General features: G+C 72.2%; 18 protein-coding genes and 1 pseudogene. 6 read left to right on the top strand and 13 right to left on the bottom strand.

Translation table 11 applies throughout. From position 1 onward, the window contains the following. Positions 1–410: 410 nt before the first annotated feature. Both ACWFR4_RS27905 and ACWFR4_RS27910 read right to left on the bottom strand, forming a co-directional pair. Positions 411–878: a DUF3017 domain-containing protein gene (locus ACWFR4_RS27905; RefSeq protein ID WP_453469525.1), complete on the bottom strand. Its 468-nt coding sequence runs from the start codon at positions 876–878 to the stop codon at positions 411–413. Then, complete coding sequence (locus ACWFR4_RS27910) at positions 868–1,731, bottom strand: bifunctional methylenetetrahydrofolate dehydrogenase/methenyltetrahydrofolate cyclohydrolase (protein WP_453655091.1); 864 nt, start codon at positions 1,729–1,731, stop codon at positions 868–870. Before ACWFR4_RS27910 ends, ACWFR4_RS27905 begins: the two co-directional genes overlap by 11 nt. 235 nt (positions 1,732–1,966) lie before the next feature. On the opposite strand from ACWFR4_RS27910, the gene ACWFR4_RS27915 reads away from it, so the two are divergent. Beyond that, a complete protein-coding gene (locus ACWFR4_RS27915) occupies positions 1,967–2,593 on the top strand; it encodes a hypothetical protein (protein WP_453469523.1) in 627 nt (208 codons plus the stop codon). 220 nt (positions 2,594–2,813) lie between these two features. Here the strand turns inward: ACWFR4_RS27915 and purH are convergent, their stop codons facing one another. Continuing rightward, the gene (purH, locus tag ACWFR4_RS27920; protein ID WP_453463432.1) at positions 2,814–4,376 is read right to left on the bottom strand and encodes a bifunctional phosphoribosylaminoimidazolecarboxamide formyltransferase/IMP cyclohydrolase; all 1,563 of its coding nucleotides are present in this window, start codon (positions 4,374–4,376) and stop codon (positions 2,814–2,816) included. Further along, positions 4,373–5,038 carry a phosphoribosylglycinamide formyltransferase gene (gene purN / locus ACWFR4_RS27925; protein WP_100594959.1) on the bottom strand — a complete coding sequence of 222 codons (666 nt, stop codon included), beginning with the start codon at positions 5,036–5,038 and terminating at the stop codon, positions 4,373–4,375. Before purN ends, purH begins: the two co-directional genes overlap by 4 nt. 213 nt (positions 5,039–5,251) lie before the next feature. On the opposite strand from purN, the gene ACWFR4_RS27930 reads away from it, so the two are divergent. Continuing rightward, entirely contained in the window at positions 5,252–6,064 is an 813-nt protein-coding gene (locus tag ACWFR4_RS27930) for a hypothetical protein (protein WP_453655093.1), read from the top strand. 407 nt (positions 6,065–6,471) lie between these two features. Here ACWFR4_RS27930 and ACWFR4_RS27935 read toward each other — a convergent pair. Further along, positions 6,472–7,722 (bottom strand): annotated as a pseudogene (locus ACWFR4_RS27935) (cell division protein PerM); the annotation flags it as partial. A 122-nt stretch (positions 7,723–7,844) separates the two neighbouring features. On the opposite strand from ACWFR4_RS27935, the gene ACWFR4_RS27940 reads away from it, so the two are divergent. Continuing rightward, entirely contained in the window at positions 7,845–9,023 is a 1,179-nt protein-coding gene (locus ACWFR4_RS27940; protein ID WP_453655095.1) for a helix-turn-helix domain-containing protein, read from the top strand. 115 nt (positions 9,024–9,138) lie between these two features. On the opposite strand, the gene sucD is transcribed toward ACWFR4_RS27940, so the two are convergent. From sucD to ACWFR4_RS27975, 7 genes are all read right to left on the bottom strand, one after another. Next, complete coding sequence (gene sucD / locus ACWFR4_RS27945; protein ID WP_366120304.1) at positions 9,139–10,020, bottom strand: succinate--CoA ligase subunit alpha; 882 nt, start codon at positions 10,018–10,020, stop codon at positions 9,139–9,141. 21 nt (positions 10,021–10,041) lie between these two features. Beyond that, entirely contained in the window at positions 10,042–11,223 is a 1,182-nt protein-coding gene (gene sucC, locus ACWFR4_RS27950) for an ADP-forming succinate--CoA ligase subunit beta (protein ID WP_453463423.1), read from the bottom strand. Between the two features lie 489 nt (positions 11,224–11,712). Continuing rightward, positions 11,713–13,098, bottom strand: coding sequence for a hypothetical protein (locus ACWFR4_RS27955; protein ID WP_453463419.1), 1,386 nt, complete (start codon positions 13,096–13,098; stop codon positions 11,713–11,715). 148 nt (positions 13,099–13,246) lie between these two features. Next, positions 13,247–13,918 carry a hypothetical protein gene (locus tag ACWFR4_RS27960; protein ID WP_453655097.1) on the bottom strand — a complete coding sequence of 224 codons (672 nt, stop codon included), beginning with the start codon at positions 13,916–13,918 and terminating at the stop codon, positions 13,247–13,249. Positions 13,919–14,376: 458 nt separating this feature from the next. Continuing rightward, a complete protein-coding gene (locus tag ACWFR4_RS27965; RefSeq protein ID WP_453655099.1) occupies positions 14,377–15,579 on the bottom strand; it encodes a VWA domain-containing protein in 1,203 nt (400 codons plus the stop codon). Continuing rightward, positions 15,579–17,957, bottom strand: a complete 2,379-nt coding sequence (locus tag ACWFR4_RS27970) for a DUF5682 family protein (protein WP_453655100.1) — start codon at positions 17,955–17,957, stop codon at positions 15,579–15,581. The genes ACWFR4_RS27965 and ACWFR4_RS27970 overlap by 1 nt, the downstream gene beginning before the upstream one ends. Continuing rightward, entirely contained in the window at positions 17,954–19,093 is a 1,140-nt protein-coding gene (locus ACWFR4_RS27975) for an ATP-binding protein (protein WP_453655102.1), read from the bottom strand. Before ACWFR4_RS27975 ends, ACWFR4_RS27970 begins: the two co-directional genes overlap by 4 nt. 180 nt (positions 19,094–19,273) lie before the next feature. Here ACWFR4_RS27975 and ACWFR4_RS27980 point away from each other — a divergent pair, with 180 nt between their 5' ends. Continuing rightward, positions 19,274–20,671, top strand: a complete 1,398-nt coding sequence (locus ACWFR4_RS27980; protein WP_453655104.1) for an SWIM zinc finger family protein — start codon at positions 19,274–19,276, stop codon at positions 20,669–20,671. 62 nt (positions 20,672–20,733) lie between these two features. After that, a complete protein-coding gene (locus ACWFR4_RS27985) occupies positions 20,734–22,392 on the top strand; it encodes a DUF5691 domain-containing protein (protein ID WP_453655106.1) in 1,659 nt (552 codons plus the stop codon). Positions 22,393–22,504: 112 nt separating this feature from the next. Here ACWFR4_RS27985 and ACWFR4_RS27990 read toward each other — a convergent pair whose 3' ends face one another. Beyond that, positions 22,505–22,921, bottom strand: a complete 417-nt coding sequence (locus ACWFR4_RS27990) for a cobalamin B12-binding domain-containing protein (RefSeq protein WP_100594811.1) — start codon at positions 22,919–22,921, stop codon at positions 22,505–22,507. Between the two features lie 438 nt (positions 22,922–23,359). Here ACWFR4_RS27990 and ACWFR4_RS27995 point away from each other — a divergent pair, with 438 nt between their 5' ends. Continuing rightward, positions 23,360–24,364 (top strand): lipase family alpha/beta hydrolase, encoded by a 1,005-nt coding sequence (locus ACWFR4_RS27995; RefSeq protein WP_453463399.1) that lies wholly within the window; start codon positions 23,360–23,362, stop codon positions 24,362–24,364. Positions 24,365–24,383 lie beyond the last annotated feature (19 nt).

Here is a 24,383-nt window from a genome sequence, read left to right on the forward strand (position 1 = left end):
CCCCCACCCCCGCGCGGAACCCCGAACGCCCCAGCTCAGCGCCTGGGTCGCCCCGGACCGTCCCAATTGCCCACGTTAACCCCGCTGTTGAGGCAACAGACGGTAAATCCGCGAACTTGTCGACACATCAACACACTTCGACACAGGAGGAATGGCGCATTACGGGAAGCATCCGGCGGACCGATCGTTGCCGTCCTCGCACACCGTGGCGGAATGGTCACTTCCGTGCCACAGCGGCCTGCTCAACCTTGAAGGACACCTGACGCGTCCATGACTCTGATGACCACGGCGAGGAGATCTCCACGGCGAGGGTGAGGCCCACGTGGACGACCCGGACCTCAAAGACCGGCGGCGCCCGTCCTCCCTCGGGGGAGAGGACGGGCGCCGCCTTTGTGCGTGCGCTGCGGGTCTCAGCTGATCGTGAAGTGCAGCGTGTCGTTCAGGAACGGGATGACCAGCCAGGGCTTCGGCTGCACCATCAGCGCGAGCAGCACGATGACGAGGCCCAGGAACCCGTACGTCACCATGTCGGTGAAACGGGAGCGCACCGCGAGCATGCCCACGGACGGGAGTGTCCAGCGCAGCACCGCACCGCCGATCAGGGCGACGCCGATCAGCAGCGTCCCGACGCGGAACACGTCGAACGCGGTGAGCAGCAGTCCGACACCCACCAGCGATATCACCGCGAGGATCGGCCACTGCCGCGCCGGGGCCGGGGCGTCGCCCGGCGCCGCGCGGCCGCCGCCCTCGGGGCGCGCGGTGTCCCTGGTGAAGAGCGGGAACCGGCGCGAGGCGCGCCGCGGCTCCCCATCGGCGCCCGGGGCCGACACCGCACCCTCGGCGCCTTCCGGGGTGCCGGTGCCGGCGTCAGGCGACACCGTTCGCGTTCCGTTCGGCGGCCTCGACGACGTTCACGAGGAGCTGGGCGCGGGTCATGGGGCCGACGCCGCCCGGGTTCGGGGAGATCCACCCGGCGACCTCGGTGACGCCCGGGTGGACATCGCCGACGATTTTGCCGTTCTCGTCGCGCGAGACGCCGACGTCGAGCACGGCGGCGCCCGGCTTGATGTCCTCGGGCTTGATCAGGTGCGGGACGCCCGCGGCGGCGACGACGATGTCGGCGCGCTTGAGGTGGGCGGCCAGATCACGGGTGCCGGTGTGGCACTGGGTGACGGTCGCGTTCTCGGACTTGCGGCTGAGCAGCAGCGGCATCGGGCGGCCGATGGTGACGCCGCGACCGACGACCACGACCTCCGCGCCGTTGATCTCCACGCCGTGCTCGCGCAGCAGCGTGATGATGCCGAAGGGGGTGCAGGGCAGCGGCGCCGGCTCGTTCAGGACGAGGCGGCCGAGGTTCATCGGGTGCAGGCCGTCCGCGTCCTTGGCCGGGTCCATCAGCTCCAGGATGCGGTTCTCGTCGATGCCCTTGGGCAGCGGGAGCTGGACGATGTAGCCGGTGCAGGCGGGGTCCTCGTTGAGCTCGCGGACGACCGCCTCGATCTCCTCCTGCGTGGCGGTGGCCGGCAGGTGGCGCTGAATGGAGGCGATCCCGACCTGGGCGCAGTCGCGGTGCTTGCCCGCGACGTACTTCTGGCTGCCCGGGTCCTCACCGACCAGGACGGTGCCGAGGCCGGGCGTGACGCCCTTCTCCCTCAGGGCCGCCACGCGGGCGGACAGATCGGACTTGATCGTGGCTGCGGTGGCCTTGCCATCGAGAATCTGGGCGGTCATGCCCCCATCTTCGCGGATGGGACCGCCCCGGTTCCAATCCGGGCGTCCCAGCTTGATCACCGTTGTTGCACTTCCACAACGCATACGGAATGCGGCTGGACAAATAAGCCGCACCTAAAGAACCATGAGCAGCAACAGTGCCGCGGGCAGTACCGGGGGGACGACCGCTCTGTAGACCTTTCCTCCACTTGGTGCCGCGCGTTGTCCCCGCACTAAGGCAACGGAGGAAAAAGCCATGAGTTTCGGCGACCCGAACAACCCCTACGGTCCGCCGCAGGGTCAGCAGCCCGGCTACCCGCCGCAGGCGCCCCAGGCTCCCCAGGGCCAGCCCGGCTACGGCTACCCGCAGGGCCAGCCCCCGCAGCAGCCCGGCTACGGCTACCCGCAGGGCCAGCCCGCGTACCCCGGCTTCCCCGGCGGCAACCAGATGCCGATCGAGATGCCCGGCCTGATGAAGACCGCGCGCGTGCTCCTCTTCATCCTCGCCGGCTTCCAGCTCCTCTTCGGCATCATCGCGGGCATCGCCATCGGCGCGGTCCAGGACGTGTCCAACGGCGTCGGCTCCGGTGACGCCACGAACACGCTGGCCGGGCTCGGCTTCCTCGTCGCGGCCCTCATGGTGGCTCTCGGCGCCCTGTCGATCTTCCTGGGCGTCAAGTTCAAGAACGGCGGAAGTGGCATCCGCATCACGACGATCGTCTACTCGTCGCTGATGATCATCGGCGGCCTCGTGAACACCATCAACGGCGGCGGCGGTTCGGCGACCTTCGGCGGACTCATCTCGCTCGCCATCGCCGGCATCATCCTCGGCTCCATGGTGAACAGCGCCGCGACCACCTGGTTCAACCGCCCGCGCTACTGATCGAGTTCGCAGCGAACCAGGGGGTTCCCCCTCGTCACCCGTAAGGGCCGCTCCCTCCCGTCACAAGGGGGGCGCGGCCCTTCGCTGTCCCATCTGGTCCCTGTCCCATCCGGTCCCTCCAGCCCTGCGGAGCCTGACAGCCGGAGCGACATGGGGAACGACCGCGGGCCGCGCCTTCACCGGGGAAGGCACGGCCCGCGGTCGTGTGCGAGGGGTCCGCTCAGTGGAAGAAGTGGCGCGTGCCGGTGAAGTACATCGTCACGCCCGCCTTCTTCGCGGCCTCGATGACCTGCTCGTCACGGATGGAACCGCCGGGCTGGACGATCGCCTTCACACCGGCGTCGATCAGGATCTGGGGCCCGTCCGGGAACGGGAAGAACGCGTCCGACGCGGCGAAGGAGCCGCGCGCCCGCTCCGCGCCCGCGCGCTCCACGGCCAGCTTGCAGGAGTCGACGCGGTTGACCTGGCCCATGCCGACGCCGACCGAGGCGCCGTCCTTGGCCAGCAGGATCGCGTTGCTCTTCACCGCACGGCACGCCTTCCAGGCGAACGCCAGCTCGTCGAGCTCGCCGGGGGACAGCGCGTCGCCCGTGGCGAGGGTCCAGCTCGCCGGGTTGTCGCCGTCGGCCTGGACGCGGTCTGTGACCTGGAGGAGCGCGCCGCCGTCGATCTGCTTCGTCTCGACGACCGCCGACGGGCCCTGGTGGGCGCGCAGCACGCGGATGTTCTTCTTCTTGGTGAGGGCCTCGAGCGCGCCGTCCTCGTACTCGGGCGCGACGATGACCTCGGTGAAGATCTCCGCGACCTGCTCGGCCATCTCCTTGGTGACCGGACGGTTCACGGCGATCACACCGCCGTACGCGGAGACCGGGTCACAGGCGTGCGCCTTGCGGTGCGCCTCGGCGATGCTCGACGCGACCGCGACGCCGCACGGGTTGGCGTGCTTGATGATCGCGACGCACGGGTCGTCGTGGTCGTACGCGGCACGGCGCGCGGCGTCCGTGTCCGTGTAGTTGTTGTACGACATCTCCTTGCCGTGCAGCTGCTCGGCCTCCGCGAGACCGCCGGTGCCGTCGACGTAGAGGGCGGCGCCCTGGTGCGGGTTCTCGCCGTAGCGCAGGACGTTCTTGCGCCCGTACGTCGCGCCGAGGAACTCGGGGAAGCCGCTCTCGTCGGCAGCCGCGTAGCCGTCGGCGAACCAGGACGCCACCGCGACGTCGTACGCCGCCGTGTGCTGGAAGGCCTCACCGGCGAGACGCTTGCGGGCGGTCAGGTCGAAGCCGCCGTCGCGGACGGCCGAGAGGACGTCGGCGTACCGGGCGGGGCTGGTGACGACGGCCACCGACGGGTGGTTCTTGGCGGCGGCGCGCACCATCGAGGGGCCGCCGATGTCGATCTGCTCGACACACTCGTCGGGAGTGGCGCCCGAGGCGACGGTCTCCTTGAAGGGGTACAGGTTCACGACGACGAGCTGGAAGGGCTCCACGCCGAGCTCGGCGAGCTGGCGCTGGTGGTCCTCCAGGCGCAGGTCGGCGAGGATGCCCGCGTGGATCTTCGGGTGCAGCGTCTTGACGCGCCCGTCGAGGCACTCGGGGAAGCCCGTGAGCTCCTCGACCTTGGTGACGGGTACCCCGGCGGCGGCGATCTTCGCAGCGGTCGAGCCGGTCGACACCAGCTCCACGCCCGCCTCGTGCAGCCCGCGCGCGAGGTCTTCCAGACCGGTCTTGTCGTAGACGCTGACGAGCGCCCGGCGAATGGGCCGCTTGTTGCTCTCGGCGGTCACTGGATAACTACCTTTCGTCCCTCAATGCGATAGCCGTTGCGGGCCAGACGCCCCACGACATCGACGAGCAGCCTGCGCTCGACTTCCTTGATGCGCTCGTGCAGAGCGCTCGCGTCGTCCTCGTCCCGGACCTCGACCACGCCCTGAGCGATGATCGGGCCGGTGTCGACGCCGTCGTCGACGAAGTGGACGGTGCAGCCGGTGACCTTGGCGCCGTACGCGAGCGCGTCGCGCACGCCATGGGCACCGGGAAAACTGGGGAGCAGGGCGGGGTGCGTGTTCACGAACCGCCCGCCGAACCGGGCGAGGAACTCCTTGCCCACGATCTTCATGAACCCGGCCGAGACCACGAGGTCCGGCTCGTACGCCGCCGTGGCCTCGGCGAGCGCCCGGTCCCACTCCTCGCGGGTGGCGAAGTCCTTCACCCGGCAGACGAAGGTGGGCAGCCCGGCGCGCTCGGCGCGCTCGAGCCCGGCGATGGAGTCACGGTCGGCGCCGACGGCCACGATCTCGGCGCCGTAACCCTCCGCGCCCTCGGCCGCGAGGGCGTCGAGCAGAGCCTGCAGATTCGTGCCTGATCCGGAGACCAGCACGACGAGCCGCTTGGCCACAGCGAGGGCCTTTCTCGGGAGTGCGTTTGTAGGGTCGCACAAAGGCTTCATGGTTCCCGATACGGGGAACTCTACGAAGCGGTCGACCGTCAGCAACGATACCGGCACATGGAGCGGCCCCCACGGGACGGGGGCGCGGCCGGAAGGTAGCGTCTGTGGCGGATTCGCCGACCGAAGGAACGCCGCCCGCTCGCGGGACGTTCACTTCAGGACGGGCTCGCACGCAGTCGCGCCACGATCGACCTAGGGGAAGACGCACACCTGATGCCGGACCGAAGCCTCCGCCTGCCGCTGCTGCCCGCCGGCTCGACCCTGTTGCGCGAAGGCCGTCCCACGCCTCCTCCGCCCCAGGACACACCGCCCAAGTCCTCCGATTCCCCCGAGAAGTCCCCCGAGTCCCCCGAGTCGTCCAAGCCCTCCAAGGACGACAACCCGTTCGCGCCGCCGCCCGAGGGCTCGCCCGACCGCCCGTGGCAGCCGCGCCGCCCCGAGGGCGGCCAGGACGGGCACGGGTCGGGCGGGGACCGGAACCCGTGGGGCGGTCAGTGGAGCGACCGGCAGCCGGGCCGCGCCCAGGGCGGCGGCTTCGGCGACCGCCCCCGCCAGGGCGGCGGACCCGGCGGCCAAGGCGGACCCGAAGGCCCCCAGGGACCCGGCTCCGGCATGCGCTGGGACGCGACGGACCCGGCCCAGCGCCGCGCGCGCTACGCCCTGCTCTCCGGCATGTGGGGCTTCTTCTTCGCCCTGTTCAGCTGGCCTTACGTGGCGCTGCTGCTCGGCGCGCTCGCCCTGTACTGGGGCATCAGCGCCCTACGCGCCAAGCCCCGCAAGCCGAACCCGGACGCCCCGGCCCCCACGGGTCCCGCCGCCGGATCGAGACCGCAGACCACGGCGGCCGTCAGCGGCCTGGTCACCGGCTCCCTCGCCCTGGCACTGGTCGCCGCCACGTTCACGGCACAGCTGGTCTACAGCGACTACTACACGTGCGTGAACGACGCGCTGACCAGCGCGTCCCAGAAGGCATGCAACGACAAGCTCCCCAAGGAACTGCGCACACTGCTCGGCACACGCGACTAGGACGGGGCCAGCGGTTCTTCGGAGCCCGCGCCTCCGCTCTCACCGGCACCCTCGTCCGGGTCCGTGTCCCTGCTCGTGTCCGACGCCTCCTTGAGCGCTGCCCAGCGCGCTTCCCTCGTGGCCTCGACCGGCCAGGCCCCGTCCGGGAAGGGGTCCGCGGAGAACGGGTCCGCAGGGAAGAAGTCGTACGGCTCGAACGCGGCGTCGCGCGACTTCGCCTGCCCGGCCCGAGTAGCCCCCTCCCGGCTCCGACGCGGCAGCCAGCTCTTCGGGGACGGGATCCGGGGACGCCGCCACCACGACGGGGCCCGCTGCTCCTCAAGCGGTTCCCCGGCCCGCTCCTCAAGCGGCTCACCGACCCGCTCATCGCGCGGCACCCTGACCCGCCGGGCCCGTAGTCCCACCGCCACCGGCACCCCCACCAGCGCCGTCCACCCCGTCGCCGCGAGCCCTGTGAGCCACCCCACGGGCCCGAACTCCGCGAGTCCCGCGACGCCCATCGGCCCGCCGGCCGCCACCGCGAGCCCCGCGAAGACCAGCCCGCACAGCACCGCCGCGACGGCCACCGTCATGGCCGTACGCCCCCGCGACCACGCCTCGTCCCGCTCCCCGTGCCGGGGCGCCGCCGCCCCCGCCACGAACCACGCCACCGTCAGCCCGGCCACGACCGGCACCGCCCCCGCCGACCAGGTGAGCGGCGACCCGGGACCCGGCTCCGGCACCACCGCGAGCAGCGGGAACGCGGGCAGCAGTGGTCCCGACGACACCCCGAGCGGCCCGGCCACACTTCCCCCGCCGAGCGCGACACCGGGCCCGAGCGCGTACGCGGCGCCCCACACCGCAGCGTTCGGCACCAGCGCGGCGGCCAGCAGGAGCACCGCGAGCCGTCCCGACCACACGTCCGTCATCTGCTCGAACGAATGCCGTACCGCCTCCACGTGCCACACCGTCGAGCCCGCCACGATCAGCGCGCCGCCCGCCACGAGCACGAGCGCCCCGGCGGCCGCGGCCCGCGCGGCGACCGGCAGCAGACGTCGTACGAACACCTCGCGCCTGCCGTCCGGGCGGGCGTCGAGACGATGGCGCAGGAGTGCGGGCAGCGGGGTGCGCGGGCGGCCGTGGGCCGTCCAGATCCCGGCGCCCGCGGCGGCCACGGCGACGACCGTCAGATGCGCGGTGACGCTCGGCCAGGACGGCCGCAGCTCACCGCCCGACGCGTAGAACGCGGCGCCGCCGCCCACCAGCAGATACCCGGCCACGACCCCGCACCACGCCGTCCGCCAGGCCATCTGCGGGGCGTCCCCGTCGTCCTCGCCCTCCGCCGCGTCACGCGCCGCACGGTGCAGCAGCCACACCGGAAGCACCAGAAGGAGCAGTGGCGCGACACCGATCGGCGCCGGGGTCCCGGAGAGCGTGTCCGTCCTGATGACCTCGGCGCCGTGCGCGAGCAGCCACAGCGCGGCGGCGGCGTGCAGAGCACCGCCGGGACCGCTGTCCGGATAGGGCGAACTGATCCACAGCACCATGCCGAGCACGGCGGACGAGCCGAGCCCGAGCCCGGCTGCGAGGACCCCGCCGAGGAAGCAGGCGGCAGGCCCCGGAGAGCGGTCACGCACGCGGGAGAGCAGGAGCGGCAACGACGGGCCACGGTCGGTCATTTGGGTCACGCGGCCATGCTCCCAACGACACACGCTTTAACCGCGCAACAGGCGAAGACCGGATGTGTCGCTCAAGATACGTTTATGTAGTTTTTCACGCGAAAGGGTGTGTGGAGTTCCCTATGACGCAGAGCCCTGCCTCCCCGCTGCCGACCCCCAACGAGCGCCGCAGGCTCCGTGAGTCGAAGTCGCTGACCCAGTCTCAGGTCGCCGCGAAAGTAGGCGTCACCCGCGAAACGGTCCGCGCATGGGAATCTGGACGCAGCACCCCGAGGGGCCACAAGAGGGAGACGTACGCGAAGCTCCTGGCGAGCGTCGAGGCGGAGACACAAGCGCCGGCCGCCAAGGCCGCGGCCACCGCCACGGCAGCGCCCGTCCGGAGCAGACGATCCGTCTCACGCCGGGACTCCGCCCCGCTCGACCGGGGCCAGGAGCGCGGCGGAGGGTGGGTGCGGCCCGCGGCCAAGGCCGAAGCGGGCGAGAGCCCCGGCCCGGCGGCGTCCCCGAAGGACGCCACGGAGGCCTTCGACCGGCTCTACGCCTACGCGGCCCCCGCCCTGGTCCGCCAGGCCTACCTCCTCACCGGCCGCCGCACCCTCGCCGGCGAGTCCGTGGAGCGCGCCTTCCAGCTCGCCTGGCAGCGCTGGCCCGAGGTCGCCGTGGACCGCGATCCCGCGGGCTGGGTCAGGGCCGCCGCGTACGAGTACGCCATGTCGCCCTGGCACCGGCTCCGCCCGAGCCACCGGCACCCCGAGGCGCCGCCCGCCGACGCCGACGACCGCGCGCTGCTCGACGTACTCCTGAGCCTGCCGTCCTCGTACCGCCGCACCCTGCTCCTCTACGACGGGGTGGGGCTCGATCTGCCCGAGACCGCGGCCGAGACGGAGGCCACCACGCCCGCGGCGGCGCAGCGGCTGCTCCACGCGCGGGAGGCCGTCGCCGAGCAACTGCCCGCCCTCGCCGTGCCCGACCAGCTCCACCTGCGCCTGACCGAACTCGCGGGCGCCGAGAAGCTCCAGGCCCCCAAGGCGACCCTCGTCCGCACGGACGGCGAGCGCCGGACCCGGTTCTGGACCCGTTCGGCCATCGCCTTCACCGTCCTGATCATCGGCGCGACGGTCCTCACGCTGCACACCGCCCCTACCCGCTACGAACCCGTCCCCGCCCCCGGCGCCATGATCAGCGGCGTACCGCCGCGGACGGGTCCGGGACCGCTCACGCGCGCGGACAAGAAGCTGCGCGACAAGCTGCACAAGGCGGCAGAGAGCGGCCCGCACCGCCTCGCCCCCGAGGTCGACTGAGCCCCCATGGGCATCCCGTACGGGCTTCCCGCACGGGCTTCCCGCACGGACGAACGACAGTGGGCCCGCACCCCCGGAAGGGTGCGGGCCCACTGATGTCAGGCAGGTGGCGGAACTACGAGAGCAGCTCGCGCGCCAGCTTGGCCGTCTCGGTCGGCGTCTTGCCGACCTTCACGCCGGCGGCCTCGAGGGCCTCCTTCTTGGCCTGTGCGGTGCCAGAAGAGCCGGACACGATCGCGCCCGCGTGACCCATCGTCTTGCCCTCGGGGGCGGTGAAGCCCGCGACGTAGCCGACGACCGGCTTGGTGACGTGCTTGGCGATGTAGTCCGCCGCACGCTCCTCGGCGTCGCCGCCGATCTCGCCGATCATGACGATCAGGTCGGTGTCGGGGTCGGCCTCGAACGCCTCGAGGGCGTCGATGTGCGTCGTACCGATGACCGGGTCGCCACCGATGCCGACGGCGGACGAGAAGCCGAGGTCACGGAGCTCGTACATCATCTGGTACGTCAGCGTGCCGGACTTCGAGACCAGACCGATGCGGCCCGGCTTCGTGATGTCGCCCGGGATGATGCCGGCGTTCGACTGGCCCGGGGTGATGAGACCGGGGCAGTTCGGGCCGATGATGCGGGTCTTGTTGCCCTTCGACTTCGCGTACGCCCAGAAGGCGGCGGAGTCGTGGACGGCGATGCCCTCGGTGATGACGACCGCGAGGGGGATCTCGGCGTCGATCGCCTCGACGACGGCGGCCTTCGAGAAGGCCGGCGGCACGAAGAGGACGGACACGTTGGCGCCCGTCGCCTCCATGGCCTCCTTGACCGTCCCGAAGACCGGGACCTCGGTGCCGTCGAAGTCGACGGAGGTGCCGGCCTTGCGCGGGTTCACGCCGCCGACGATGTTCGTGCCGTCACCGAGCATGAGCTTGGTGTGCTTCATGCCCGTGGCACCGGTCATGCCCTGGACGATGACCTTGCTGTCCTTGGTGAGGAAGATAGCCATGGTGGTCTGAGTCCCTCTTCCTTACTTCGCAGCCGCGGCGAGCTCGGCGGCCTTGTCGGCCGCGCCGTCCATGGTGTCCACACGCTGGACGAGCGGGTGGTTGGCGTCGCTGAGGATCTTGCGACCCAGCTCCGCGTTGTTGCCGTCGAGTCGCACGACCAGCGGCTTGGTGACCGCTTCGCCCTTCTCGGCGAGAAGCGCCAGGGCCTGCACGATGCCGTTGGCGACCTCGTCACAGGCGGTGATGCCACCGAAGACGTTGACGAACACGGACTTGACGTCCGGGTCGCCGAGGATGATCTCCAGGCCGTTCGCCATCACCTGGGCGGACGCGCCGCCACCGATGTCGAGGAAGTTGGCCGGCTTCACGTTGCCGTGGTTCTCACCGGCGTACGCGACGACGTCCAGGGTCGACATGACCAGACCGGCACCGTTACCGATGATGCCGACCTCGCCGTCGAGCTTGACGTAGTTGAGGTTCTTGGCCTTGGCGGCAGCCTCGAGCGGGTTGGCTGCGTCCTTGTCCTCGAGCGCCTCGTGCTCGGGCTGGCGGAAGTCCGCGTTCTCGTCGAGGGAGACCTTGCCGTCAAGGGCGATGACCTTGCCGGAAGCGACCTTGGCGAGCGGGTTCACCTCGACGAGGAGGGCGTCCTCCTTGATGAAGGTGTCCCACAGGGTGACGAGGATGTCGGCGACCTGGTCGGCGACCTCGGCCGGGAACTTCGCCTGGGCGACGATCTCCTGGGCCTTCTCCTTGGAGACACCCTCGTTGGCGTCGACCGGCACCTTCGCGAGGGCCTCGGGGTTCTCCTCCGCGACGACCTCGATCTCCACGCCGCCCTGGACGGACGCCATGGCGAGGAAGGTGCGGTTGGTGCGGTCGAGGAGGTACGAGACGTAGTACTCCTCAAGAATCTCCGGAGCAGTCTCGGCGATCATCACCTTGTGGACCGTGTGGCCCTTGATGTCCATCCCGAGGATGTCCGTCGCGCGGGCGACGGCCTCGTCCGGGGTGGCGGCGAGCTTGACGCCGCCTGCCTTGCCACGGCCTCCGACCTTCACCTGCGCCTTGACGACCGACTTGCCGCCCAGTCGCTCGGTGGCCTCGCGCGCCGCCTCAGGCGTGTCGATGACTTCACCGGCCAGCACCGGTACACCGTGCTTGGCGAAGAGGTCCCTCGCCTGGTACTCGAACAGGTCCACGCGCGTCCGTCCCTTTTCCGTGATCTCGCTGCGATCTCGCTGCTTTGTGGTCAGCTGTCTGCGTGGGCGTGCCGCGAAGGGCAACGTGACTGCGCTGTCACAAGGGAGGCGTAGGACGGAGTCCGGTACGCGGCATGTCCGTCTCGCAGGTTATCGCCGCTCGCCCGGGGTCCCTAAATCGCAGATCACACCTGAGCGGTGATAACAGTCACAGAGCGGGGCCCCACCGGCCTGGGGTGCGCCCGGTGGGGCCCCTGAGAGCCCCTGAAAGACCCGGCGGGAGGACCTGGAGAGCCCTGCCGCCGGACCGGGAAGGGCCCTGGCGGGTGATCCTCACCCCAATGGGGACCACCCACCGCCATCTGCCGGGCCGGGCCCGGCTTGTCACTCCGGTCCCCGGCTGCCCGCAGACGACGTATTTCAGTCCGCCGTCTTCAGTCCGCCGACGCGTTCCACGGTTGCGGAGGCGGACTTGTCAGATGCGGAACCTCAGATGCCGATGCCGTTGGCGGCGGCGTCCGTGGCGCTCGTCAGGTAGCTGGGGGCGACCGAGGCGGCCACACCCTGGACGCCCTGGACCGCGTTCCCGGCGAGCGGCTGCGCGTCGGCGCCGACCGTACCGGTCAGGCCCTGCGCGAACGGCGAGACCTCACCGACGACTCCACCGGCGAACGGCGTCACGTCGCCGACCACACCACCGGCGAACGGCGCGACGTCGCCCACGACGCCCTGCGCCAGGTACGTCGCGCTGCCGCCGACGCCCTGCACGACCGGCTGCACCTGGTCGTACACGGCCTGCACGAGGGGCTGGACCGCGCCGACGACACCGCCCGTGAACGGCGTCACGTCGTCCGCGACGACCGACTGCGCGAAGGGCTGGACCTGGCCCACGACCCCGCCCGCGAACGGCGAGACGTGGCTGACGACGCCACCGGCGAACGGCGTCACGTCGCCGACCGCACCGCCCGCGAGCGTGCCGACGTCACCGACGGCCTGTCCGGCGACGGGGACCACGCCGTGCACGGCGGTCGCGGCGATGGGGGGAAGCACTGCGGCCGAGGTCTCGTCGACGACGGGACCGGCGGCGGTCGTCACCCCGCCCACGGTGCCGGAGGCGGTGGCCGGGACGTTCTGGGCGTAGCCCGGGACCTGCGCCGCGGCGCCGTACGCCTGGGCGGCGATGCCTTGGACCTGGGCGGTGGCGCCCTGGAGCCGGCCCTGCGCGCCGGTCACCGTGCGGTCGACGTCGGGGGCGAACGCGGACAGGGGGCCGAACAGGTAGTCGATCTCCTGGGTGGCGGCGTCCTGGACGGCTGCGGCCCGGTCGCCGGCGTTCTGCGCGACGGCGTCGGCCGACACGTTCGGGACCCCGGCGGTGTGGGCGTGCGCGGCGCGGGCGGCGGCGGTGCGGGCGGTGTCGGCGATGCCGGTGACGCCCTCGACATAGGTGCGGGCCTGCTGCTTGGCGTGCGCGGCGGCCGCCTCGACCCGGGCGTCGGCGTGCCGGACGGTGCCCTGGGCGCCCGTGACAGCCGGACCGGCCTGGGGAGCGGCCTTGGCGGCGGTGCCGGAGACCGTGCCGGAGACGGTGGAGGCGGCGCCGGACGCGGTCGTCCGGGCCTGGCCGGTCACGCCCGCCACGGTGTCCTGGACCTTGTCGGTGACCGAGCCGACGGTGCCGTGGGTGACGTCGTCGACGGTGCCCTGGACGTGGGAGACCGTGCCCTGCACATCGGCGACCACGTCACCGGCCAGGTCCGGCACCGCCACGGAGTGGGCGGGCATTTCGTCGGCGCTGGCGACGGCGGAACCGAGCGCCCACGCGCCGGAGACGCCGGCGGCTATCACGATGGAACGGCGGATGTTCTTGTTCATGCTTGCGTCAGATCCTTCGAATTCTCATGTCCGGCCCCGCGCTGGAGTGGTCCAGCGGTGGGCCGGCGGCGTCCGGCCGGATGGTCCGGTCGGCGGGCAGACCTGTGCCGCCCCCGCGCGGCAGGTCACGTGCGGGGAACGGGCTGCCCTAGCCGGGGAATTCGGGGATGTCTCGGTGCCTGTCGCGGGTCGGCGCGGTGTGGGAGGGCGCCGTCGCCCCGGGCAGCAGCCGGGCCGTCGCGCCGCTGCCGAAGGCTGCCGCGGCGAGATCGGAGTGCCGCGTCGAACTGCCGTCCCCCGCCGACTGGCCGACCGCGCTGCCGCTGGGGAACGCGGGGGCGGGAGTCGAGGTTCCGGCCGCCTTTGTGGCCGGGGTCCGTCCGGGTACGGCGTTGGCGCCTGCCGGGGCGAACACGTCACCGACGGCTTCGGCGGCCTCTCGCTTGCCGGGCCGCGCGGCATCACTGTGCCCGGCGGCCGCATGAGTTCCGGCGCTCGGAGCCGGTGCCGCGTGGGCGCCGTCCCCCGCCGGACCGGGGGTGCCGGGGGTGCCGGGGGTGCCGGGCCCGCCCGGGATGCCGGGCAGGCCCGGCATAGACGGCGGTGCGGGCAGGAACCGCGGCGGAGCCTCGTCGGTGAGCTCGCCCACGATCCCTCCGGCGAACTCACCCACTTCCCGGACCTCTTCCCGCACCGCGTCCCGGACCGTTCCCCGCACTTCGCGTACTTCTCGTACGGCGGGTGCGGCGACCTGGGTCCGGACCGGCTCGGCCACGCGGGTCCGGACGGGCTCGACCACGCGCTTCCGGACGGGCTCCACGGCTTGCTCCCGCACGGCCCCGACTGCTCGGGAACCGGTGGCGGGAGGCGTGTGGTGTGCCGCACGCTCGGGGACGGATGCGTGAACGGTTGCCTGAGCCGGCGCGTGAACGGTTGCGTGAACCGCCTGCTCGCCCGCGGCCTCCGTCGGCGGCAGAACTCCCTCCGCCGCATGCGCCCTTCCCCCGCACAGCAGACCGAACACGATCAGGCCTCCCGCAAGGAACATCACCCGGAGCGCCACGTTCAGCGCACGCCGCCCGGCCGCTGCGCGCACGACGCGCGGAGCGGCACCAGGCAGAGCGATCGGGGAAGTCAAGGTGGGGGAACCCTCCCGTACGAGGGGCGCGGGGACGCGGGATGCGTGGGCGCGGGGATGAGAACAGCCGCGCCGATCCTTGCACGGGACGCCCGAGGTTGCGCAAGCCCCCTGTTACCGATGGGTAGTCATGTCCGGATTTACGGCTTCCTGTTCGCCGGGTTCCCGGAGTCCGGTATCGGCAGCGGCCGCTTCTCGATCGCCGCCGCCATCACCTCCGGGAAGAGATCCGGAGTGCACGCGAAGGCCGGTGCTCCCAAGGCCGCGAGCGCCGCCGCATGCTCCCTGTCGTAGGCGGGCGCCCCCTCGTCGGACAGCGCGAGCAACGTGACGAACTGCACTCCTGACGCCTTCATCGCGGTGACCCGCTTCAGCATCTCGTTCCGGATGCCGCCTTCGTAGAGGTCGCTGATGAGGACGACGACACTCTCGGCGGGGCGAGTGATCTGCGACTGGCAGTACGCGAGTGCTCTGTTGATGTCGGTGCCGCCGCCGAGCTGCGTGCCGAACAGGACGTCGACCGGGTCGTCGAGCTGGTCGGTGAGGTCGACGACGGCCGTGTCGAACACGACGAGCCTGGTGTTGATGGACCGCATCGAGGCCAGCACGGCGCCGAACACGGAGGCGTAGACGACGGACGCCGCCATCGAGCCCGACTGGTCGATGCAGAGGATGACCTCCTTCTTTACCGACTGGGACGCGCGGCCGTATCCGATGAGCCGCTCGGGGACGACCGTGCGGTACTCCGGCAGATAGTTCTTGAGGTTGGCCGCGATCGTGCGGTTCCAGTCGATGTCGTGGTGGCGGGGCCTGTTGATGCGGGCGCTGCGGTCGAGCGCGCCGGTGAGCGTCGCGCGGGTCCGCGTGGCGAGGCGCTTCTCCAGGTCCTCGACGACCTTGCGCACGACGGCGCGTGCGGTCTCCTTCGTCGTCTCCGGCATCGCCTTGTTGAGGGAGAGCAGCGTGCCGACGAGGTGCACGTCGGCTTCGACCGCTTCCAGCATCTCCGGTTCGAGCAGCAAAGCTGACAGGCCGAGGCGGTCGATGGCGTCGCGCTGCATGACCTGGACGACGGAGGACGGGAAGTACGTCCGGATGTCGCCGAGCCAGCGCGCCACGGACGGCGCGGACGCCCCGAGGCCGGCCGAACGGTCGCGCCCCCGCCCCTCCTTCTTGTCCCCTCCCCCGTAGAGCGCGGTCAGGGCCCCGTCCATCGCTGCGTCCTGGCCGCCGAGTGCACAGCCGGTACCGTCCGCCTCGTCCCCTCCGAGCACGAGCCGCCAGCGCCGCATCCGCTCGTCCCGGGCTCCCCCGCTGAGCTCGTCCACCTGGTCGACCGCCATCAGGCCACCCCCACAAGGTCGTTGTCACCCCGGCCGGAACCGGAACACGAGTCAGATCTGGCATCCGCGTCGTCGGTCCCGAGCAGCAGCCGCAGCACGGGCAGCACCGCGTCCGCGCGCGCCTGGTCGAGGCCGGGAGCGAACCCTGGTGGTGCCGTGCCCACGGCCGTCGTGGGTCCCACCCCCGCGGGCCCGCGCCGCACCAGCTCGCCCAGCGTGCGCCGCACACCGGATTCGTAGGCGGAGAACGTGCGGCGCAGCAGCGGCAGTACGTCCGTGAACGCGTCGGCGGAGACGCCCGTCAGCCAGTCGTCGACGAGCGTGAGCAGCCGCTCGTCGTGTACGAGGAGCAGCCCACCGCCGGAGCCGCCGCCGACGAACCCCTCGATCCAGGCGGCGGCCTCGGCGGGCCCGGTGCTGGGCGAGAGGGCGAGCCCCATCAGCCGCGCGGCCTCGCCCTCGGCCAGCTGCCCGTCGTCGAGGAGCAGTCGCGTGCACCGCCCCCGGATCACGCCGGCCACGCTGTCGCGTGCGGCGAGGACCCGCAGCACGGAGTGCCAGCGGCCTCTGTGTCCGGCCGTCCCGTCGTCCTCCAGGAGCCCCACCGCCCCGTGGACCGCGTCGACATGCCCGCGCATCTCGGCCGCGGCGTCCCCGTCGAGCCCCGCGCATGCGGGTGGCAGGCCCACGAAGACGCGCTCGGCGAGACCGGCCGCGACCTCGTTCAGTGCCTGGGTGTCCGTGCCCCGCACGTCGCCGTAGCGCAGGGAGCGGACGAGGGCGGGCAGGGCCTGGGCGAGATGGCCGACGTCCGCGTCCATCGCGGCGCGGTCGGCCAGTACGCGCATCACCACCAGGAGGGCTTCCGGCAGTTCGGCGAGGAGGCAGCGCTCGGCAAGGGCCGTGACGTCGGCCAGGGCCTGTGTGCCGATCGCGTCCGCCTCGGCTCTGGCGGTGGCGGCGGAGAGCACGGTCGTGCCCCAGACCCCCGCCTCGGCGACGCGTACGGACAGCTCGGGTTCCCAGCGCAGCCGCCAGGTCTCCCGGAACGTTCCGGTGGAGGCGCGCACAGACCGTGCCGGTTCGCCCCAGCCGACGTCGAGGAGGCGGAGCCGGTGCAGGAGCCGGCTGCGCGCCGCGTCCGTCTCCTTGCGCAGGTCGAGCTCCAACTCCCGCTCCAGTGCCTCCGGTTTGAGCCGCAGGGAGCGCTGGAGTCGTGTGAGGTCGCGTTGCAGCGGCACGGCGGGCGCCGCGTCCGGGACCTCGCCGAGCACGTCCCCCACGACGAGCTTGTCGTGGACGAGCGACAGGGGTACGTCCGACCCCTCGCACATCACGGCGCGGATCGCGTCCGTCGTCTCGGTCAGCCCGGCCAGCGGACGGCCCCGCATCGCGGCGAGCGTCTCGGCCAGCCGCACCGCCTCGATGACGTGTGCCGACGACACGATCCGGTCCTCGTCCCTGAACAGCCCGGCGACCTTGGTCATCCAGCGTTCGACTGGCCGGTCCGGGGCGCTGAACAGATGCCCGTACCAGCCGGGCGAGTCGATGCCCGCTCCGTATCCCCCGGCCCGCGCGAGACGGCGGTGCGTCCAGGGCACCCAGGTCATGTCGACCTTGGCCTTGGGCAGTCCCTTGAGGACGGCCCGGTCTGCGGCGACGGTCGTCTTCACGCGCAGCGCCGGAACGTGCCAGGCACCGCACACCACCGCGACCCCGCCCGCGAACTCCTTCTGCGCGGCACGCAGTTGTAGGCGCATATAGGCCTCTCGCGCGAGGTCCCGCTCGTACCCCCCGTCGCCGTACTCCTCCCGCAGCGCCCCCATCGCCTCGCCGAGCGCCTCGAACGGCGCGAACGCGTCCCCCGCCCCGGCCCGGTGCTCGACGACGTCCTCCCACCAGCGCTCCGGGTCGTCGTGTCCCGCGGTCTCGGCGAGCACTGCGAGCGGATCGACACGCATCGCCTCCCTGATGTCCTCCCCGCTCTGGTCCTCGCCCTGCTCCCCGACCCCCTCGGGGTCGTCCGGCGTCACGGCCTGCTCGCGCAGGGCCAGGCTGTGGGCGGCCGGCAGGTCGATGAAACGGACCGGCACGTCCCGCTCCAGGGCCCAGCGGATCGCGACCCACTCCGGGGAGAACTCGGCCAGCGGCCAGAACGCGGAACGGCCCGGCTCGTCCACGACATGCGCCAGCAGCGCGACCGGCGGCACCATGTCCTCGTCGGCGGCGAGCGACACCAGGGCGTCCGCCTCGGGCGGCCCCTCGACCAGGACGACACCCGGGCCCGCCGCGTCGAGCGCGGCCCTCACAGCCCGGGCCGATCCGGGGCCGTGATGACGCACCCCGAGCAGCAGCGGCCCCCTCCCCCGCTCGCTCATACGCTCACCTCACGGCACGCGCGGTAGAAGTCCTTCCAGCCGTCCCGCTCACGCACCACGGCCTCCAGGTACTCCTGCCAGATCACCCGGTCCGCGGCCGGGTCACGGACGACGGCGCCGAGGATGCCCGCCGCGACGTCCGACGGCCGCAGCACCCCGTCCCCGAAGTGGGCGGCCAGCGCGAGCCCGCTCGTCACGACGGAGATCGCCTCTGCAGTGGACAGCGTGCCGCTCGGCGACTTCAGCTTCGTACGCCCGTCCTCGGTGACGCCGCCGCGCAGCTCGCGGAAGACCGTGACGATGCGGCGGATCTCGTCCGAACCGTCCGGAGCGGCCGGCAGGTCGAGGGAGCGGCCGATCTGGTCGACGCGGCGCGAGACGATGTCGACCTCCGCCTCGGCGCTCTCCGGCAACGGAAGCACCACGGTGTTGAAGCGGCGGCGCAACGCGCTCGACAGGTCGTTGACGCCCCGGTCCCGGTCGTTCGCCGTGGCGATCAGGTTGAAGCCCCTGACGGCCTGCGCCTCCTGGCCCAACTCCGGTATCGGCAGGGTCTTTTCCGACAGGATCGTGATCAGTGTGTCCTGCACGTCGGCCGGGATGCGGGTCAGCTCCTCGACCCGGGCAGTCATGCCCTCGGACATGGCGCGCATGACGGGGCCGGGCACGAGGGCGTCGCGGCTGGGGCCGTGCGCGAGCAGCCGCGCATAGTTCCATCCGTACCGGATCGCCTCCTCGGGGGTGCCCGCAGTGCCCTGGACGAGCAGCGTCGAGTCGCCGCTGACAGCCGCCGCGAGATGCTCGGAGACCCATGTCTTCGCGGTGCCCGGCACGCCGAGCAGCAGCAGGGCGCGGTCCGTGGCGAGCGTGGTGACGGCGACCTCGACGATGCGGCGCGGCCCCACGTACTTCGGTGTGATGACGGTCCCGTCGGGCAGCGTCCCGCCGAGCAGATACGTGGCGACGGCCCACGGCGAGAGACGCCAGCGCTCCGGGCGCGGCCGGTCGTCCTGCGCAGCCAGCGCCGCGAGTTCGGCGGCGAAGGCGTCTTCGGCATGCGGCCGCAGCGCCTGCGCGGCTCCCTGATCCCCCGCGGACGCGGCGCTCTTCTCGGTCGGTTCGACGGACACGGTCATGGCGATCCCCCCTCGATTTCGGCCGGGCTCGGCCGGCACGTCCGGCACATCCCGAGCACTCGGCCGGGATGTGACTCCACCGTGCACCACGCCACTGACAATCACCGGTCGCACGCCTCTGACCTGCACAAACACCCGCGCCACCGGCGATTGTCAGTGGCGGGACCTACCTTCGAGAACATGACTCAGCAGGGGGTGCGCTGGACGGCGGACCAGGTGCTGGCACTGGCGCCTGACGCCCCGTCACGCAAGGCGGGAAGCAAACTCGGCGTCGCCGGGCCGTGGTCGGAGGCGGGAAGTTCGGGCGAGGGGATGGTGTGGGGGCTCTGCAAGGGCAGTGGCAGCAAGCCGTATCAGACGGTCGTGGATGTTGCGGACGCGGCGGGCCCGGCCTACAAGTGCAGTTGTCCGAGCCGTAAGTTCCCGTGCAAGCACGCGCTCGGACTGCTCCTGCTGTGGGCGGGGGCGGACGGCTCGGTGCCGGACGCGCAGACGCTTCCGGACTGGGCGGAGCAGTGGGCCGAAGGGCGCAGGAAGCGGGCGCAGACCAAGCGGGAGACGGATACGGCCGGGGGCGCCACCGCTGATCCCGAGGCCGCGCGCCGCAGGGCCGAGCGGCGCGCCGAGCGGGTCACGGCGGGCGCGAGCGAGCTGGAGCGGCGGCTCGCGGACCTGCTGCGCGGCGGCCTCGCCTCAGTCGAGCAGGCCGGTTACGGGATGTGGGAGGAGACCGCGGCCCGCATGGTGGACGCGCAGGCGCCCGGACTGGCCGCGCGGGTAAGGGAGTTGGGATCGATACCCGCGTCCGGTCCCGGCTGGCCGGTGCGGCTCCTGGAGGAATGCGCGCTGCTGCACCTCCTCGACAGCGGCTGGCTGCGCCGCGACCTGCTCCCCGCCGGTCTCGCGGCGACGGTCCGCTCCCGCATCGGACTGCCGTCATCGGCGGACGGGCGGCCCACCCGGGATCGATGGCTGGTCCTGGCGCAGTACGACACGGCCGACAGCCGGCTCACCACACGCCGGATATGGCTGCACGGGACGGAGTCCGGCCACACGGCGCTCCTCCTTTCCTACGGGGCGGCGGGCCGCGCCCCGGCGCTCTCGCTGCCGGTCGGCCTTGCACTGGACGCCGAGCTCTCCGCCTACGCGGGAGACGGTCAGCTCCGCGCCGACCTCGGCGAACAGTTCACGGCGCCCGCCCCAAGTCCCGTACGGCCCAAGGGGGCAGGCGTGGCGGAGGCGGCGGCGCGGTACGGGGACGCGCTGGGCCGCGACCCCTGGCTGGAGTCCTGGCCGGTGACGCTGAGCCGGGTCATACCGACCCCGGACGAGGCAAGCGGCGGCTGGCAACTGGCGGACTCAGAGGGTGACTTGGAGCGACCGGATCTGGCGCCACCGGCTCCGGAACGACTGGCGGTCCCGATCACTCCGAAGGCGGCGTCGGGTCCCGGGCTGTGGCGGCTGGCCGCGCTGTCCGGCGGAGCCCCGGTCACCGTCTTCGGCGAATGCGGCCACCGAGGCTTCACTCCTCTCACGGCCTGGCCCGAAGGCCCGGGAGAAGCGGTGACGCTGTGCTGACGAGCCGGACGACAAAGACGACGGAGACAACCAGGCGGACCCCTTCCATGGAGAGGAGCGACATGAACGGACCTTCGACCGCCGACGCCACGGCCACGAGCACCAGCACCAGCACCAGCACCAGCACCACCGCCATCGGCGACCCATGGGAAGAGCTGGTCACCGTGGCCCTGCTCGGAACAGACCGGCGGACGCCACCAGGCCACTCGACCGGCGCCGACGCACCCACCGCGCTGCTCGACGCAGCCGCCGTACAGACCGTGCGACGGCGGGCCGGGCTGCGGCCCGCGCCCGCTGCCGCGCCCCCGGCACGGGCGGCGGACGATCCGCGACCCCCGCTCCCGGCCCCCGCGCGACGCAGACTCGCGATGCTGCTCACCGACCGCCCCGGCGCCGGAGGCGGCCGCCGCGGAACGGCCCCCGACCTGATGGAGCTGCTGCCCCAGTGGCTGGCCGGGGCCAACGAACAGGGGTACGCGGCGCCTCCGGATCTCCTCCCCGCACTCCTCGACGCGGCCCGCGGGCGCACGGATCTGCGGCCGCAGGCCCTCACGTTCGCCGGCCCGCGCGCGCGGTGGCTGGCCCGGCTGAACCCGGACTGGAAGTTCGCGCTGCGCTCCACCCCCGGCGGCGGCACAGCGCTCCCGGCGCCCGGGGATGCGGCCGACGTACAACGCCTCTGGGACGAGGGCCTGTTCGCCGAACGGGTCTCGCTCCTGGCAGCGGTACGTGCGCACAGCCCAGCAGCGGCACGCGAGCTGCTCGCCACCACCTGGTCCGCCGAGCGGGCCGAGGACCGGCTGATGTTCCTCGACTCGCTGCGGTCAGGGCTTACCGACACCGACGAGCCGTTCCTGGAAAAGGCGTTGTCCGACCGCAGCCGGAACGTCAGAGCCACCGCCGCGGAGCTGCTCTCGGCGCTCCCCGGCTCGGCGCTCGCGGCCCGGATGGCGTCGCGCGCCGCCTCCTGCGTCGCCGTCGACCGCACCCAGGGCGTGGCGACGATCACCGTCGAGGCGCCGCACGAGTGCGACGCGGGCATGGAGCGCGACGGCGTCGTCGCCAAGCCGCCGACAGGCCGGGGTGAACGGTCGTGGTGGCTGGGCCAGTTGGTCGAGGCGACACCGCTCGACGGCTGGACCGCGCGTCTCGGAGGCCGCACTCCGGAAGAGATCGTCGCGCTTCCGGTGGCCGACGACTGGCAGGGCGAACTGCACGCCGCGTGGTGCCGGGCCGCGGTGCGCCAGCGGGACGCCGTATGGTCGTGCGCGCTCCTGGGCGCGCCCGCGTCACCGGATGCCGGAGGCCCCGGCGCCGCATCCCTGTCCGAACGGGCGAAGCTCCTCGGCACGCTGCCCGACGGCGAACGCGCCGAGTGGGTGGCGGGGTTCATCGCGACGCACGGCCTGTCCGAGGCGTTCCAGTTGCTCGGGGTCTGCGCCCAGCCGTGGGCCGAGCCACTCGGGCGGGCCGTGGTCGACGCGCTGAACATCGCGCGGGACGCGGGCAGTTACCCCTGGAGCTTCAGCGGCGTCATGGGCCTGGCCGAACGCTGCCTGGATCCCGCGGAGGCGTCCCGCCTCGACGGCCTCACCGCCACCCCGGACGAACCGGAGGACGCGGCCCCCGGAGCCGGCGGCTACTGGTCGGAAGCGTTCCAGCGCCTGGTCAGCACATTGCGCCTGCGGCGGGCGATGCGGGACGAGTTGAGAGAGGCGTAAGCGCTGGAGGTACCCGGTGAGGGAGAGCAGGGGAACTGTCCGGTTCGGGCGGAGCACGACCCACGCACCGAACCGGCACCCCTGCGCCCTCACCCAGGAGGGATCGGAGGGATCAAGCCCCGGCAGGCTGGCGGACGTTCGCGTTGACCCAGTCCACGATCGACGCCGTCGTCGCGCCCGGGGTGAAGATCTCCGCGACGCCCTTCTCCTTGAGCGGAGCGATGTCCGCCTCGGGGATGATCCCGCCGCCGAACACCTTGATGTCCGCGGCGTCGCGCTCCACGAGGAGCTCGATGACGCGCGCGAAGAGCGTGTTGTGCGCCCCGGAGAGAATCGAGAGACCGATCGCGTCGGCGTCCTCCTGGATCGCCGTGTCGACGATCTGCTCCGGCGTCTGGTGCAGGCCGGTGTAGATGACCTCCATACCGGCGTCGCGCAGCGCCCGCGCGATCACCTTGGCCCCGCGATCGTGACCGTCGAGCCCCGGCTTGGCGACCACCACGCGGATCGGACCGGCTGCCACACCCATCACTGCCTCCATGAAGCGACTTCTACCCGATACCTGACCTGATGCGTACCCGGGAAGTGAACGAACGTTATCGACAGCATCCCGCAACCGGCCGTTTCGCGGTGCGGAGCGAGGGGGAAATCACACGATGGGACACGTTCGCTGCGCGCCACAGCCGCCGCAGGCGGCTCAGAAGCCGCATACGGGGGCCACTGGCGCAAGGGGAGCCGCAAAGAGACAGCCGCACCACACCGCCGCCGGCCGCGCGGCGGGCGGCACGGCGCGCATCGGCGGGGCGGTACGTACGGGGATTTCGTGACGCACCGCGACCGTCACGCACGGGCATCAATTGATCACTGCCCGCGTACGACGCGCATCGTCGGCCACCTCGGCGCATGCTTCCCATGAGGGCACACGGGAGACAGAGCCGTTTTCCCGGGTGCCGACGGGAGGTCGGCCATGAAGGTCACGAGCATCCTGCCTTTTCGCCCGCTCTGTCAGCTGATCCCCGCCAGGCTGGTGTTCCCCGCCAGACTGGCCGGAGTCTCCGTCTCTGTGCTGAAGGCGACCGCTCTCGAGGTCGCGATTCTCGCCGGGCACCTCCTCCTGTACCCGTCCGGCATCATCCAGGAGCGCAGGACCGCCCCCGCGCTCGCTCCGCTTCGTTACGTCCCCACCCCGGAGGACATGGCCGAGGGGGGCGACGAGGCCTCGTACCTGACGGAGAGCGCCACCCTGCCCGGTCCTGGCACCCGAAACGCTCACAGCACCGACGACACCCACGACACGTGCAGCGCCCGCCTGCCGGCCGCCGAGAGCAAGCCGCCGGTGCTTCTCCTGCACGGCTTCATCGACAACCGCTCCGTCTTCGTCCTGCTGCGCCGCTCGCTCGCCCAGCACGGCCGGACCCACGTGGAGTCACTCAACTACTCGCCGCTGACCTACGACATCCGCACCGCCGCCGCGCTGCTCGCCCGCCACGTCGAGGAGATCTGCGAACGCACGGGCCACGACCGCGTGGACATCGTGGGGCACAGCCTCGGCGGCCTCATCGCCCGTTACTACGTGCAGCGCCTGGGCGGCGATCTGCGCGTACGTACCCTCGTGTCGCTCGGCACCCCGCACAGCGGGACCACGGTCGCGCCGCTGATGGACGCGCACCCGATCGTCCGGCAGATGCGGCCCGGCTCGACCGTCATCGAGGAGCTGTCGCGACCCGCCCCCGGCTGCCGCACCCACTTCGTGAGCTTCTGGAGCGACCTCGACCAGATCATGGTTCCGCTGGAGACGGCCTGCATCGACCACCCCGACCTGATCGCGCAGAACGTCCGCGTCACGGGCGTCGGACACCTCGCGCTCCCCGTCCACCCGGCGGTCGCCGCCGGTATCCGACAGGCACTGGACGCCGAGGAGGCGGAAGAAGCGCGCACCACCGACGCGGTGAACGGCCTGACGGTCGCCTGACTGCGGCCTGAACCTGCCC

Source organism: Streptomyces sp. NPDC055140 (genome assembly GCF_053607285.1).

Coding starts and splice junctions, on each gene's coding strand:
- ACWFR4_RS27985 (WP_453655106.1), top strand. CDS start 20,734: ATGAACGGACCTTCGACCGCCGACGCCACGGCCACGAGCACCAGCACC.
- ACWFR4_RS27910 (WP_453655091.1), bottom strand. CDS start 1,731: ATGACCGCCCAGATTCTCGATGGCAAGGCCACCGCAGCCACGATCAAG.
- sucD (WP_366120304.1), bottom strand. CDS start 10,020: ATGGCTATCTTCCTCACCAAGGACAGCAAGGTCATCGTCCAGGGCATG.
- ACWFR4_RS27995 (WP_453463399.1), top strand. CDS start 23,360: ATGAAGGTCACGAGCATCCTGCCTTTTCGCCCGCTCTGTCAGCTGATC.
- ACWFR4_RS27990 (WP_100594811.1), bottom strand. CDS start 22,921: ATGGGTGTGGCAGCCGGTCCGATCCGCGTGGTGGTCGCCAAGCCGGGG.
- ACWFR4_RS27965 (WP_453655099.1), bottom strand. CDS start 15,579: ATGGCGGTCGACCAGGTGGACGAGCTCAGCGGGGGAGCCCGGGACGAG.
- ACWFR4_RS27940 (WP_453655095.1), top strand. CDS start 7,845: ATGACGCAGAGCCCTGCCTCCCCGCTGCCGACCCCCAACGAGCGCCGC.
- ACWFR4_RS27915 (WP_453469523.1), top strand. CDS start 1,967: ATGAGTTTCGGCGACCCGAACAACCCCTACGGTCCGCCGCAGGGTCAG.
- purN (WP_100594959.1), bottom strand. CDS start 5,038: ATGAAGCCTTTGTGCGACCCTACAAACGCACTCCCGAGAAAGGCCCTC.
- ACWFR4_RS27970 (WP_453655100.1), bottom strand. CDS start 17,957: ATGAGCGAGCGGGGGAGGGGGCCGCTGCTGCTCGGGGTGCGTCATCAC.
- ACWFR4_RS27975 (WP_453655102.1), bottom strand. CDS start 19,093: ATGACCGTGTCCGTCGAACCGACCGAGAAGAGCGCCGCGTCCGCGGGG.
- ACWFR4_RS27930 (WP_453655093.1), top strand. CDS start 5,252: ATGCCGGACCGAAGCCTCCGCCTGCCGCTGCTGCCCGCCGGCTCGACC.
- ACWFR4_RS27980 (WP_453655104.1), top strand. CDS start 19,274: ATGACTCAGCAGGGGGTGCGCTGGACGGCGGACCAGGTGCTGGCACTG.
- ACWFR4_RS27955 (WP_453463419.1), bottom strand. CDS start 13,098: ATGAACAAGAACATCCGCCGTTCCATCGTGATAGCCGCCGGCGTCTCC.